General features: G+C 58.0%; 11 protein-coding genes. 9 read left to right on the forward strand and 2 right to left on the reverse strand.

Annotation, left to right across the window (positions count from 1 at the left end):
• Positions 1-265: 265 nt before the first annotated feature.
• Positions 266-1,870, reverse strand: a complete 1,605-nt coding sequence (gene gatA, locus P8Z34_08100) for an Asp-tRNA(Asn)/Glu-tRNA(Gln) amidotransferase subunit GatA (protein MEJ2550630.1) — start codon at positions 1,868-1,870, stop codon at positions 266-268.
• The gene (locus tag P8Z34_08105; protein MEJ2550631.1) at positions 1,867-2,211 is read right to left on the reverse strand and encodes an aspartyl/glutamyl-tRNA amidotransferase subunit C; all 345 of its coding nucleotides are present in this window, start codon (positions 2,209-2,211) and stop codon (positions 1,867-1,869) included. The genes gatA and P8Z34_08105 overlap by 4 nt, the downstream gene beginning before the upstream one ends.
• Before the next feature lie 107 nt (positions 2,212-2,318).
• On the opposite strand from P8Z34_08105, the gene P8Z34_08110 reads away from it, so the two are divergent.
• From P8Z34_08110 to P8Z34_08150, 9 genes are all read left to right on the forward strand, one after another.
• On the forward strand, positions 2,319-3,506 hold the full coding sequence (locus P8Z34_08110) for an acyl-CoA dehydrogenase (protein MEJ2550632.1): 1,188 nt from the start codon (positions 2,319-2,321) through the stop codon (positions 3,504-3,506).
• A 227-nt stretch (positions 3,507-3,733) separates the two neighbouring features.
• Complete coding sequence (locus tag P8Z34_08115; GenBank protein MEJ2550633.1) at positions 3,734-5,713, forward strand: glycosyltransferase family 39 protein; 1,980 nt, start codon at positions 3,734-3,736, stop codon at positions 5,711-5,713.
• Positions 5,714-5,773: 60 nt separating this feature from the next.
• Positions 5,774-7,867, forward strand: coding sequence for a glycosyltransferase family 39 protein (locus tag P8Z34_08120; GenBank protein MEJ2550634.1), 2,094 nt, complete (start codon positions 5,774-5,776; stop codon positions 7,865-7,867).
• A 146-nt stretch (positions 7,868-8,013) separates the two neighbouring features.
• Positions 8,014-9,045 (forward strand): zinc-binding dehydrogenase, encoded by a 1,032-nt coding sequence (locus P8Z34_08125; protein MEJ2550635.1) that lies wholly within the window; start codon positions 8,014-8,016, stop codon positions 9,043-9,045.
• 37 nt (positions 9,046-9,082) lie between these two features.
• Entirely contained in the window at positions 9,083-9,442 is a 360-nt protein-coding gene (locus P8Z34_08130) for a hypothetical protein (protein ID MEJ2550636.1), read from the forward strand.
• Positions 9,439-10,989, forward strand: a complete 1,551-nt coding sequence (locus P8Z34_08135) for an acyl-CoA carboxylase subunit beta (protein MEJ2550637.1) — start codon at positions 9,439-9,441, stop codon at positions 10,987-10,989. Before P8Z34_08130 ends, P8Z34_08135 begins: the two co-directional genes overlap by 4 nt.
• Positions 10,990-11,079: 90 nt before the next feature.
• Positions 11,080-12,588, forward strand: coding sequence for an acetyl-CoA carboxylase biotin carboxylase subunit (gene accC / locus P8Z34_08140; protein ID MEJ2550638.1), 1,509 nt, complete (start codon positions 11,080-11,082; stop codon positions 12,586-12,588).
• A 58-nt stretch (positions 12,589-12,646) separates the two neighbouring features.
• Entirely contained in the window at positions 12,647-13,144 is a 498-nt protein-coding gene (locus tag P8Z34_08145) for a biotin/lipoyl-binding protein (protein ID MEJ2550639.1), read from the forward strand.
• A 109-nt stretch (positions 13,145-13,253) separates the two neighbouring features.
• Entirely contained in the window at positions 13,254-13,856 is a 603-nt protein-coding gene (locus tag P8Z34_08150) for a class IV adenylate cyclase (protein ID MEJ2550640.1), read from the forward strand.
• Positions 13,857-13,862 lie beyond the last annotated feature (6 nt).

The raw sequence follows: 13,862 nt of genomic DNA on the forward strand, positions 1-13,862 counted from the left end.
GATCCCACTGCGTCGTCTTCTGCCCAACGAGCGCACAAGCTGTCAGTGTAAGGGCGAAAATCCCGGCAATCACAAGCCTTCTGACCATCATTATCCTTTCCATCTTTTTCAATATCACGATACCCTCCAAAGGAAAATCGTTTTGATTGGTTAACAAATGGCCTCCAGAGAACTCCGAAAGTCTACTTGTTTGAGTCAAACTATCCGAAGCAGCTAAAAATAATCGTCCACGCAACGAATTGCAGCATGGCTGCCGAATTTATGATTAATTGACTTCGGATTTCATTAGAGTCGGCCTAACTTTACGCCAAGCCGATTCCGCCGTCGCCACCTCGAACGCCCGACCGATACGCAGCAGTTTTGCCTCGTCGAAATCCGCGCCGAGGAATTGGACGCCGATCGGCAATCCCTGGGAATCGAAACCGGCCGGGACGGATAGCCCGGGGATGCCCGCAAGGTTCGCCGGGACGGTCAGCAAATCCGCGTACTGCATCAACACCGAATCCCCATATACGGCGCCCAATTCGAACGCCGTCGTCGGAGTAGTGGCCGTAAGCAAAGCGTCCAGGGCATATTCACCCTGCGGATCGAAAATGCCGTCGAAATCGCTGCGGATCAGCGTACGCACCCGCAGCGCTTTGTCGTAATATCCCTTTTCGTACTGTTCTGCAGACACGTACATGCCCATGAGGATGCGCAATTTGGGCTGAGATCCAAACCCGCGACCCCGGCTGCGTCGATACAATTCGCGTAAATCTGCGACGGGCTGTGAATAGCGGTAGCCGTACTTCACGCCGTCGTAGCGATGAAGATTGGAGGCGGCCTCCACGCGCGACACCACGAAGTACACGGGAATCCCGTAGCGGGTGTTCGGCAGCGGAACGTCCTCGACGATCTCCGCGCCCATTTTAGCCAGAGTCTCGGCCGCATTTCGAACGCTTTGCTCGATTTCCGGAGCGACCGGCTGCTCCCGTAATTCTCCGGATTGTGGATCGGGATACTTGAGCCGGAAGTAATCGGGAGAAAGCCCGATGCGCATACCTTTCACGCCGTCCTCGAGTGCCACCAGATGGTCCGCCACCGGGGTGGCGACCGCCGTGGCATCATGAGCGTCCTTGCCGGCGATGACGTTCATCATTAACGCCGCGTCCCGAACGTCTCGCGTGACCGGGCCGGGGCAATCGAGGGAAGAGGCAAAAGCGATCAAACCGTAGCGCGAAACGCGTCCGTAAGTGGGTTTCAAACCCACAACGCCACAAAAAGCGGCCGGCTGCCGAATCGAACCGGCCGTGTCGGTGCCCAACGAGATTACGGCTTCGCCCGCAGCGACAGCCGCCGCGCTTCCACCCGAAGAGCCGCCGGGCACCCGCCCGGGATTCCACGGGTTTCTCGGCGAAGGTTGGAATGCGGATGATTCATTCGACGATCCGAAGGTAAATTCATCCAGATTGACCTTGCCCAAGGTAACCGCGCCCGCAGCCTCCAGCCGCTCCACCGGTGTAGCGCTGTAGGGAGCCACGAAGTTTTCCAAAATCTTCGAACCTGCCGTCGAAGGTGTGCCCTTCACGCAAAATATATCTTTCACGGCAAGGGGAATCCCGGCCAGCGGGCCGGGGTCATCACCGTTCCTCAGGGCGCGATCGACGCGCTCTGCCTGCGAACGAGCGCGCGCTTCCGTCAACGTAATGTAAGCGTGAATTTTCTCGCCATCGTGTGGTTCCTGCGCCTCCAGGCTCGTCGTCGGAGGGGAGCCTTCCACGCTGCGGATGCGATTCAACGCAGCTTCCAAAATGTCTGCGGCGGTGCATTCACCCTCTTTCAACTTGCGCACGAGTTGATGCGCCGTTAAATCGCAGAGTGAAACGGTCATGTTATGTCCTCGTGCGGGATGTCCGGTACGACGATCGATCGCCCCTCAACTTCCGGAGCCTGCGTCAATATATCGTCGGCCGCAGCGGACGGCTCGATACGATCCTGGCGCAGCGGCAAGCGCATGGCCGGAGAATAAGGAACGCCGTGGGATGTGATCGGAACTTCCGCAGCGACGTCGATGGCGTCGAGTTCCCGAATGGCTCTGAGTTGGCCGTTCAATTCTCGGCGCAGGTAGGCAGCCTCCTCGTCCTCCAGGTGGAACGCTGCCAAATCGACGAGATGGCGGAATATCGCTTCGCTGATCTCATCCAGGGCTTGGCTTTCAGATTCCTGTGACAAAATGACCTCCCCGTGTAGCCTGCGAACATTGTACCCGCTGGTTAAACCACGGTCAAAGCACCATGCTATAATCGCTGCGCATACGATCCGATCAAGGAGAGCAACGAATGGCAGCTGCTGAATCACCGGAACAATATATGAGCCTCTCACTCACAGCCGAACACCAGATGATTCGCCAGGCTGCACGTGATTTTGCCCAAAACGAGATCGCGCCTATCGCGGCCGAGTTCGACGAGAGCGGCGAATTCCCGTACGAAACCATCCGCAAGATGGGTGAAATGGGTTTCATGGGCATCGAAATCGCCGAGGAGTACGGCGGCACGGGCATGGATACCATCGCCTACGTGCTGGCGCTGGAAGAAATTTGCAAAGCCGACGCGGCGCACGGAACGATCATGTCGGTCAACAACTCATTGTATTGTTACGGCATCGAACGCTTCGGGACGGAAGAACAGAAGCAGAAATTTCTCGTTCCCGTCGCCTCCGGTGCGGCGATCGGCGCCTACTCGCTCACCGAACCCATGTCCGGCTCGGACGCGGCGACGATGCGCTCGCGCGCCGTCCGCCAGGGGGACGTGTACCTGCTCAATGGGAGAAAGTCGTGGGTCAGCAGCGCACCCAAGGCAAATTTCTTCGTCGTCTTCATGATGACCGAACCGGAAAAAGGTCACAAAGGAATTAGCGCTTTTCTCGTCGATCCCCGGGATGACGGATTCAGCCTGGGAAAGACCGAACCCAAATTGGGCATACGCGCCTCCGCCACCAGTGAAATCCTCTTCGAAAACTACCGCTGTCCGCTGGCGAACCGCCTCGGGGAAGAAGGGGATGGATTCAAAATCGCCATGGCCGTCCTCGATGCGGGACGCATCGGCATCGCCGCACAAGCGTTGGGCATCGCTGAAGCCGCATATGCAGCCAGCGTCGAATATGCCAGAGAACGTGAAGCCTTCGGGAAGAAGATCGGCCAGTTCGAGGGAATCAGCTTCAAGATCGCCGACATGAAGACACGCATCGAAGCCAGCAGGCTGTTGATCTATCAGGCCGCGCTGGCCAAACAACTCGCCAAGGAAACGGGGAAGCGCTACACGCTGGAAGCCTCGATGGCGAAACTGTTCGCCTCGGAGACGGCCATGTTCTGCGCCCACGCCGCGGTGCAAATCCACGCCGGCATGGGGTATTCGAAGGAATTGCCCGTCGAGCGCTATTTCCGCGACGCCAAGATCACCGAAATATACGAAGGCACCAGTGAAATCCAACGCCTGGTCATCTCGAGGAACGAGCTGCAGCTGCGCTGAAGCCGTTACGCGGCGCGAAACGGTCCATTCGCGAGACGGCCATTCGGAAGAGGTTACCCCACACTCCAGCCAAACTCATCCCCCCACGCAACGAGCAGCCCCTGAAGGAAGTTGGGGAGCTTTCAACGAAATCGAGAAAACCGTACAATATCCAGCGAATTGAGGCCTCTACACCGGCGAGCAGCGTTGCCTGCATCCACGATTTCATCGATTCTCTGGAGGGAGACATGACGGAAAATCTCGACCAAAATCATCCCGAGCGAGAATCATCCGCCTCCCTGGAAAGCACGCTGCTGATGATCGGCGGATTGCTGATCGTCTTCCTGGGCCAATACCTGGCGCAGCTCAGCCCGCACAAGCTCATCACCACAACCTTACTGGTCGTCGGGGCTTGCGCCTTTCTCATTGGCGTCCTCGCCTCCAACTCCACAGCCATTGCAGCGATGCTGCAGCAATCACTCGGAAAACCTGCGTCACGCCTGGGCGTCTCGAAGACTCAGGTGCTCCTGTTGGTCTTCGGTTTTTCACTCTCCCTGGCATCCCGGGCGGCGGCCGGCAATTCCCTCCAGGCGCACTCGCCCTGGCACGTTTTAATCTGGATCGCTGGCTGTCTCGTAGTCATTGCGGGCTGCTGGCGAGGTTCGTTGAAGGAATCCTTGCGGGGCATCGACCGCTGGGATTGGGTCCTGATCGGCGTTCTGGCAGCGATCGCCCTCGCCGCGCGGCTCATCCAGCTCGACCAGCTGCCTTATACGGTCAGCGGCGACGAAGGCTCGGTCGGGCTGATGGCCTGGGATTATAAAACCGGCGTGCGAAACAACTACTTCATCATGGGCTGGTTTTCGTTCCCCGCGCTCCAGTTCTGGCCGGCGTCGTTCATGCAAGAGATATTGGGACGCAGCGTGCTGGCCATGCGGATTCCCTCCGCAATCGGAGGCGCGCTTGCGATCTTGGCCGTGTATTGGAGCGCGCGTTTGATGTTTGGCCGTCTCACCGCCGTCATCGCCGCGCTGTTCCTCACCTTCTTCCATTATCACCTGCTTTTCAGCCGCATCGCACTCACCAACGTCTGGGACGGATTCTTTCTCATGCTGATGATCGCTTCGCTTTACGCTGCCTGGCAGGAAAACCGGCGCCTCGCTTTTCTCAGCGCCGGCCTCGCCATCGGCCTGGGGCAGTTCTTTTATACGACCGCGCACTTGCTGCCCATTTACGCGCTCCTCTGGCTCTTGATCCTGTACAAATCCCGACCGAAAGCAGATCGCCTGCCCGGAATCGCTTGCACGATACTGGTCGCAGCGGTCATCGTTCTCCCACTCGCCCTTTTCTATTTCGAGAATCCCAACGAACTATCGGCGCCGCTCAACCGCGTCTCAATCCTGAAAGGGGATTGGATCCGGGACACATCGCTGACCACGGGCGATTCGGTTTTCATGATCTTTGCCAAGCAGTTCTGGCAAACCGTTCGGGGATTTACAGCCAGTCCGATACTGGGTGTATATAGTCCGGGACGGCCGATGCTGCTTCCGCTGCCGGCCACCCTGTTCATCGCCGGCTTGATCCTCACCCTGCTGCGCATCAAGCAGCCGCAGTACAACATTCTCCTCATTGCCCTCATCGGACCCGTTCTCGCTTCGACGTTCAGCGTCGGGCCGCCCAACGCACAGCGGCTGCTGCTCGCCGCGCCCATCGTTGCCACCATCGCCGCCTTGCCGCTCCACGAGATCTATACACAGATTAACGCAACCCGAGCGCAGTACAGATCCGTCTTCGCCGCAGCGGCGATCTTGTTCGTGCTGCTCATCGGCTACTCCGAAGTACGCTTTTTCCGTCAAGCGATGCAGGAAGGACGATACTCCGATTCAAAGAGCCTCGTCGCACGCAAAATCGGTGAAACGCTCCGCCAACAAGGAGCGGGTCTGGAAGTATATTTCCTCGGTCAGCCCGTGATGAGCTACAACACACTTCCCTGCCTGCCCTATATCGCCGACAACACTATTGGCCACGACATGTCCTGGCCGATCGATTGGAATCAATACCCAGACTTGGGTGGAAAACCGACCGCATTCGTGATTCTGGCGCAAAACGCCGAGGCGCTTCCGGAAATCGAGGGTAAATTCCCGCAGGGCACGACGATCGTCGGACGGGATGAGTCTGGCCAGCCGTCGTACTACATCCGGCTGCTTCAAACCACGGGCGGCAATTGATGCCCATTCATGCGAGGTTAAGTCGATCAACTTCGGGAGTGTCCTGGATTGTGTACTCGAATGATCGTTCAGAATTCAAAATTCACTGAAAGCGTTCGACGTTTCGGCGCACGTTTGAAAGAAATCCCGCATGCACGCCTCTTCAGGCCGCACAAATGGCAGTGGGACAGCAGACTCTTCGCCATCGCGCTGCTCCTCTATGCGCTCACGCGCCTGATCGCAATAGAGGACTTCCCTATCTACTTCTTCACGGATGAAGCGGCGCAAACCGTTCTCGCCGAAGATCTGGTGAACAACGATTTTCGCGACGCCGATGGGACGCTGCTGCCTACCTATTTCGAAAACAACTACCTTTACAATCTCAGCCTTTCGGTATATGTGCAGGTGATTCCCTACATGCTTTTCGGCAAGTCGGTGTTCGTCACCCGGGCCACGTCTGCACTGATTTCGATACTGGCCGCTGTCGCCGTCGCGCTGATGCTGCGCGATGTCTTCCGCACCCGCTTTTGGTGGGCAGGCGTCCTTATACTCTCGATAACGCCGGCGTGGTTCTTACACTCGCGTACGGCGTTCGAAACGGTCATATTCGTCAGCATGTACGCGCTGATGCTGCTCTTTTACATGCGCTATCGCAACGATTCGCCCGCCAACTTGTACCTGACCATCCTCTTCGCCGGATTGGCTTTCTACAGCTACAGCGGCGGGCAGTTGATCATCGCCGGCACCGCGATGCTGCTCTTCGTCTCCGACTTCCGCTACCACTTCGAGCACAAACGCACGCTGCTGTTCGCCTTCATATTCGCGGTCGTCATTGCGCTGCCGTACGTTCGATTTCAACTCGATTACGAGGGCGAAACCTATTTCCATCTGCGCATGCTCGGCACTTACTGGCTGGAAGACCTGCCGTTTCGAGAGAAATTAAGCACTTTCATCAAGACCTACCTTCAAGGGCTGAACCCCGCATACTGGTATATCCCCCAGGAGACCGATCTCAGGCGTCACATCATGCGGGGATACGGACACATCCTCATTCCCACCCTGCCCATCATGTTGATCGGCTTGATCGAAGCGCTGCGTAAGTTGCGCCAGAGTCACAATCGCACGCTGCTGATCGCCGCGATCTGCGCGCCGCTGGGCGCATCCATCGTGGGGATCGGTATCACTCGCATCCTCTCGTTCGTGATCCCGGCCGCGATGCTGACGACGCTGGGGATCTCCCGTCTGGCAGATTGGCTTTCCCCACGCATTTCACAAAAAGCGTTCGCACTCGCAGCGATCCTGCTGCTCGGTGGCACGAATCTCTTCATGCTCTACGATTCAGTCACACACGGGTACACCTGGTACGATGATTACGGGCTCTACGGCGCCCAGTACGGCGCCCAACAGGTTTTCGATGCCGTTGAGGAACTTGCCCTCGCCCACCCCGAATACCGAATCTTCGTCTCCCCCACCTGGTCCAACGGCACTCACATACTGGAGCGCTTCTTCCTCCCCGAGTGGCTCAACGTCCATCTGGGCAATGCGGATTATTTCCTGCTGGAAAAGCGAGACCTCGACGAGCACACCCTCCTGGTACTCACCGCGGAAGAATACGCGGACGTATTGAACGAGGAGAAAGTCACGGACATCCGCGTGGAAAAGATGTTGAAGTACCCGGATGGCTCCGATGGTTTCTTTTTCATCCGCATGAATTACGCCCCGGACATCGACGAACGCCTCGCTGCGGAGAAGGCCGCCCGGCAGCAGCCCGTTACCGATTACGTGGAAATTGGCGGACATCTGGTCGAAATCGAACACTCCCAGATCGACCTGGGAAAAATCGAGTACATCTTCGACGACGATCCATTTACACTGATCCGCACCTTCGACATCAATCCTTTTACCATCAACTTCAATTTTCCCCGGCCCATCTCTCTCAACGGGATCGTAGCCACAACCGGCAGTATGGACATCGTTTTCAGCGCCCGCCTATACGGAGATTGGGGACCGGAGCCGATCGACATTTCCGAGACCTTCACGAATCTGGAGGACGATCCCACCGTGGAACTGGCCGTTCCAGACGGACCCAAAGAAGTGACGCGCATCGAAATCACCATTCTGGGGCAGGGGCTCAGCGACGAAAAAGTCCACATCCGCGATATTTCCCTCTACTGAATGCAAGCGCGTGCACGATCGTCGAGCGCTGATCTCGTAGGTCCGTAACCTGAAACCCACGATATAATTCCCGAGACCGGTCAATTGCCGCAGCTTTGCTTTATGCGGAATAATCGTCCGGAAGGCACGCCGCGAGGAGGGTGTCCTTGAAAGCCATTCTGTTCGACGAGCACGGAGGCCCCGAGGTTCTCCGATACGGCGAAATCGATGCGCCGCAGCCCGGTCCTGGGGAAGTTCAAATCCGTCTGCGCGCGGCGGCGTTGAATCACCTGGATTTATGGGTCCGCCAGGGCTGGCCCGGTTTGAAACTGGAATTTCCACACATACCGGGCGCAGACGGCGCGGGCGAGATCGCCGCGCGCGGAGAAAATGTCACCGATATCGAACTCGGTACACGCGTGGTGATCAACGCCAATCTGAGCTGCGGTCACTGCGACTACTGCCTTGCGGGGAAAGAAAACCTGTGCCGGGAATGGCAGCTGCTCGGGGAAACCGTCCGGGGCACCTATGCCGAGTACGTCGTCGTACCTGACACGAACGTAACGCCTCTGCCAGACTCCGTCGACGATCACACCGCTGCCGCAGCAGGCTTGGTCTTTCACACCGCCTGGCACTCTTTGATCCGGCGCGGCGACCTGCAGCCCGGCGAAAGCGTCCTCATCGTGGGCGCCTCCGGCGGTGTGAACACCGCCAGCATCCAGATCGCCAAATACAGCGGCGCCAAGGTCTTCGTCATCGGATCGAACTCAGAAAAATTGGCGCTGGCAGAATCGTTGGGCGCCGATGTGTGCATCGACCGCTCCAAAGTGGATGACTGGTCGAAAGCCGCGTTTCAGGCGAACGGCCGCCGGGGAGTCGACGTCGTGGTGGACAACGTAGGCGCCGGAAGCATGCCCCTCAGCCTGCGCGCCGCCCGTAAAGGCGGTCGTATTCTCATCGTCGGCAGCACTTCCGGGCCGAAACTCGAGCTCGACGACCGGTTGATTTTTCTCAAACATCTCTCGATTTTGGGCTCGACGATGGGCACGCTGCGCGATTTCGCAGAAGTCATGCAATTGATCATCAACGGGAACCTCAAGCCCGCGCTCGACCGCCGTTTCCCCCTCGAAGATGCGGCCGCAGCGCAAGCCCGCATGGCGGCCGGTGAACAAATGGGGAAGATTACCCTTGCCATCTAAACGACGCCCTCGGCTCGTAACTTGTCTGAGCCTGATAGTGTTAACCTATTCAGCCATCCAACTCATGGGACTGAAGGCAGGATTGTCGCTTCCCGACCTCAAACTCTCCGTTCCCAGAGGGTATCTGTTCCTCAAAAACGGTGTTTGGGGATTGGCCGGTGTATTCACTGCCGCAGCACTTTTCTTTGGATGGTCTCGAGCCCTGCAGTGGACGCGGGGCGTTGTGTTGCTGATCGGCATGTGGTATTGGATCGATAGAGTGACGTGGATGCATTCGGACTTCACACACCGATCGTGGCCGGTGGCAGCGTTGATCACTCTTTTGATGATTTCCGTGACCTTCTGGGTCACGAGCAGGAAGTCGGTGCAAGCGTATTATCGGGAGACGAATGTATGAGTCATTCTTCGAGAATCGAGCATCTTCAGAATTTGCGCAAGGACGCGCGAATGGGCGGCGGCCAGGAACGCATCGACGCCCACCACGAACGTGGCCGCCTGACCGCGCGCGAACGCCTCGAGATTCTGCTCGACACCGGATCGTTCCGCGAGACCGACATGTTCGTCACCCACCGCACGTACGATTTCGCCCTGGACCAACAGCGCTACCTGTCCGACAGCGTCGTCACCGGCTGGGGGACGATCGATGGACGGCTCGTGTACGTCTTCTCCCAGGACTTCACCGTCTTCGGCGGCAGCCTGGGGGAAGTTCATGCCGAGAAAATTTGCAAGATCATGGACATGGCGCTCAAGAACGGCGCACCGCTGATCGGCTTGAACGACTCGGGCGGTGCGCGCATCCAGGAGGGCGTCGTCTCGCTCGGTGCGTATGCCGATATCTTCCTGCGCAACACGCTCGCTTCCGGCGTCATTCCACAAATCAGCGCCATCATGGGACCGTGTGCGGGCGGCGCAGTCTACTCCCCGGCCATCACGGATTTTATCTTCATGGTTCAAAACTCATCCTACATGTTCATCACCGGTCCGGACGTAGTCAAGGCCGTCACCCACGAAGAGGTATCTTTCGAAGACCTCGGCGGTGCGGAAGTACACGCTTCTGAATCCGGCGTGTGTCATTTCATGGCGCCCAGCGAAGCGGACTGCCTCTACATGATCCGCCTGCTGTTCTCCTACCTTCCTCAAAACAACATGGAAGATCCACCCACGGTGGTTTCCAGCGACGACAGACTGCGCACTGAAGAAGCGCTCGACACCATCGTCCCCGACGATCCCAGCAAGCCGTACAACATGCGCGACATCATCCGTCTGGTCGTCGATGACGGTGCATTTTTCGAGATCCACGAGAACTACGCCCAGAGCATCGTAGTCGGCTTCGCCCGTTTGGGCGGCCACAGCGTGGGCATCGTCGCCAACCAGCCCGAAGTCCTGGCCGGCGTCCTGGACATCGATTCGTCCGTCAAGGGTGCACGTTTCGTGCGTTTCTGCGATTCGTTCAACATCCCCATCATCACCTTTGTGGACGTGCCCGGTTTCTTGCCCGGGACAAGCCAGGAACACGGTGGAATCATCCGCCACGGCGCCAAGCTGCTCTTCGCCTACTGCGAGGCCACGGTTCCCAAGATCACCGTCATCACCCGCAAGGCGTACGGCGGCGCGTACGTCGTCATGTCTTCGAAGCACATTCGCGGGGACCTGAACCTGGCCTGGCCCAGCGCCGAATTGGCCGTCATGGGACCGGAAGGCGCGGTGAAGATCATCCACCGCAAACAAATCACGGAATCGAAAAAGCCGGATAAGGAAGAAGCCGAACTGGTGGCGGACTACCGCGAGAAATTTTCCAATCCTTACGTCGCCGCAGCCCGCGGCTACGTCGACGACATCATCGAACCGCGCTACACACGCGCGCGCTTGATCAATGCGCTCGAAATGCTGTCCAACAAGCGTGATTCCAATCCGCCGAAGAAACATGGCAACATCCCGCTGTAAGCGTCTCATACCATTCCGCCTGATCGATGCGCACCCAAAAGGAAACTGGTTCGGATTTATACTTGAAGCACAACCTGTCTGAGGGAAACGATGTTCAAAAAGGTTCTCATCGCCAATCGAGGTGAAATCGCAGTGCGCATCATCCGAGCCTGCCGCGAGCTGGGGTTGAGCACGGTGGCGGTGTATTCGGAAGCCGATCGGCCTGCGCTGCACGTCCGCTATGCTGACGAGGCCTATCTGCTGGGCCCGTCCGCAGCCCGAGAATCCTATCTGCGCGCCGACAAGCTCATCGACATCGCCAAACGCACCAACGCCGGCGCCATCCATCCAGGCTACGGATTCCTGGCCGAACGCGAAGACTTCGCCCTCGCCGTCCAGGATGCAGGACTCAATTTCATCGGTCCGCGCCCGAGCGCCATCGCCGCCATGGGCGACAAAGCCGTGGCACGTGCCACCGTCACCGCAGCGGGTGTACCTGTCGTCCCGGGAACCGAAGGCGAGGGCAATTTGCGCGACGATGAACTCATCGCCATCGCACCGAAAATTGGCTTCCCACTGCTGATCAAAGCCACCGCCGGCGGCGGCGGAAAAGGCATGCGCGAGGTCAACGACCCGAAAGACCTCCCGGGGTTGATCACGGCCGCCCGCCGTGAGGCCGAATCTGCCTTCGGGGACGACAACGTGTATCTCGAAAAGTTGATCGTCGATGCGCGCCACATCGAGTTCCAAATTCTGGCCGACGATCACGGCAACGTGATCCACCTCGGAGAGCGGGAATGCTCCCTGCAAAGACGTCATCAAAAATTACTGGAAGAGTCACCTTCGACCTTCCTGGACGACGAAATGCGCATGCGCATGGGCGAATTGGCCTGCACCGCAGCCCGCTCGGTCGATTATCTCAATGCCGGAACGATCGAATTTCTGGTCGACAAAGAGAAAAATTTCTATTTCCTGGAGATGAACACCCGCCTGCAGGTCGAACATCCGGTCACCGAACTCGTCACCGGACTGGACATCGTCACGGAGCAAATCCGCATCGCCCGCGGCAGGAAGATGCGCTATGCCCAGGAAGACGTCCACCTGAACGGCTGGGCGATCGAATGCCGCATCAACGCCGAGGATCCCTACAACCAGTTCCTGCCCTCCACCGGCCTGCTGACGCAGGTCATTCCCCCAACCGGACCCGGCGTGCGCGTCGATACCGGCGTGTATTCGGGCTTCGAGATTTCCCCGTATTACGATTCTCTGATTTCGAAATTGATCGTCTGGGGGGAGACGCGCGGGGCCGCGATACTGCGCATGCGCAGAGCGCTCGAGGAATACCGCATCACCGGCGTGAAGACCAACATCCCCTTCCATCAGAACATCATGGATTCGCATCGTTTCATCGCCGGCAATTACGACACCCGTTTCGTCGAAGAGCGTTTTTCGATGGACGAAGCCCAGGAGGGCAAGGAAGCCGAAGCGCACATCGCGGCGATCATGGCCGTGCTCGTCGCCCACCGCCAGACTCAGGAGGCTTCCCAGATCGTCCGCCGCGGAGAGCGGGACGCCAGCAACTGGAAGTGGGTCGGACGTTGGGAGAGGATGCAGCGTTGAGCTCGGCACCGGCATTGAAGATCACGATCGACCACCCGCAGCCGAGACCGGAGGCTTGATGAAATATTTCGCAACCATCGAAGACCAGAATTTTGAAATCGAGATCAGCAGCGATCGCGAATTGATCGCCGATGGTGTACGACTGTCGGTGGATTTTCAGTCGGTGATGGGCCGTCCGGTGTACTCCTTGCTGCTCAACGGTCGTTCCTACGAAGCCTACGTCTATCCAACGGAGAGCGGCATGGAAGTACTCCTGCAGGGCGACCTCCATCAAGTCGACATCGAAGACGAGCGGCAGCGGCGCCTGCGCAAGGCGTCGACCTCGGTGAAGGTCCAGAGTGGAGAATTTCAACTCAAAGCGCCGATGCCGGGGCTGGTCATCAGTGTGCCCATCGAAGAGGGACAGGAAATCGAGGAAGGCCAGAATCTCATCGTTCTCGAATCGATGAAAATGCAGAACGAACTCAAGTCACCGTGCACCGGGACGGTCACGCGCATCCGCGTCGAGCCAGGGGACAGCGTGGAGAAAAATGAGGTCCTGGTGATTCTCGGCTGATGAAATTGTCCACGCAGAAACACCCGCCCTGCGAGCCATGGAAGGTTTCCGTACAATCCCACGGTCGAAAGCCAACGATGAACCACAATACGACGATTGGAACGATTCTGTGTCCGGCGTAAAGGTAGAAATCGAAGCAAAATTTTACCTGCCAAGCCTCGACGACATCCGCGAGGCGATCGAGGCATTGGATGGACACTTGTGTTCAGCGCGCGTCCTCGAACGCAACCTGCGCTTCGACACTGCGAACCGGACCCTGTCCTCCAATCACTCACTGCTGCGCCTGCGTCAGGACCGCTCTGCACTGCTCACCTTCAAACATGCCGTGAGCGTCGAGGAACGCACGGAAATCGAAGTCGGCGTCGAGGATTTCGACACGACCCGGGCGCTGCTCGAGAGGCTGGGCTATGAAGTCTACTTTATTTACGAAAAATATCGGGAAACCTACGCACTCGGACCCTGCAGCATCATGCTCGACGAGCTGCCCTTTGGGCATTTCATCGAGATTGAGGGAAATTCGCTCGACGAGGTGAAAAAGACGGCTGCGAAACTCAACCTGCCGTGGAAGAAGCGGGTGAGGATGAACTACCTTTCTCTGTTTCACTCGCTCAAGCAAAAGCTGCAACTGCGTTTTCGCGATGCAACCTTCGATAATTTCTCCAGGTTGCCGGCGGTCCAGCCCGATGACCTGGATTTGAAATACGCACAATAATACAAG

The organism is Anaerolineales bacterium (assembly GCA_037382465.1).
Taxonomy (GTDB): Bacteria; Chloroflexota; Anaerolineae; order Anaerolineales; family E44-bin32; genus WVZH01.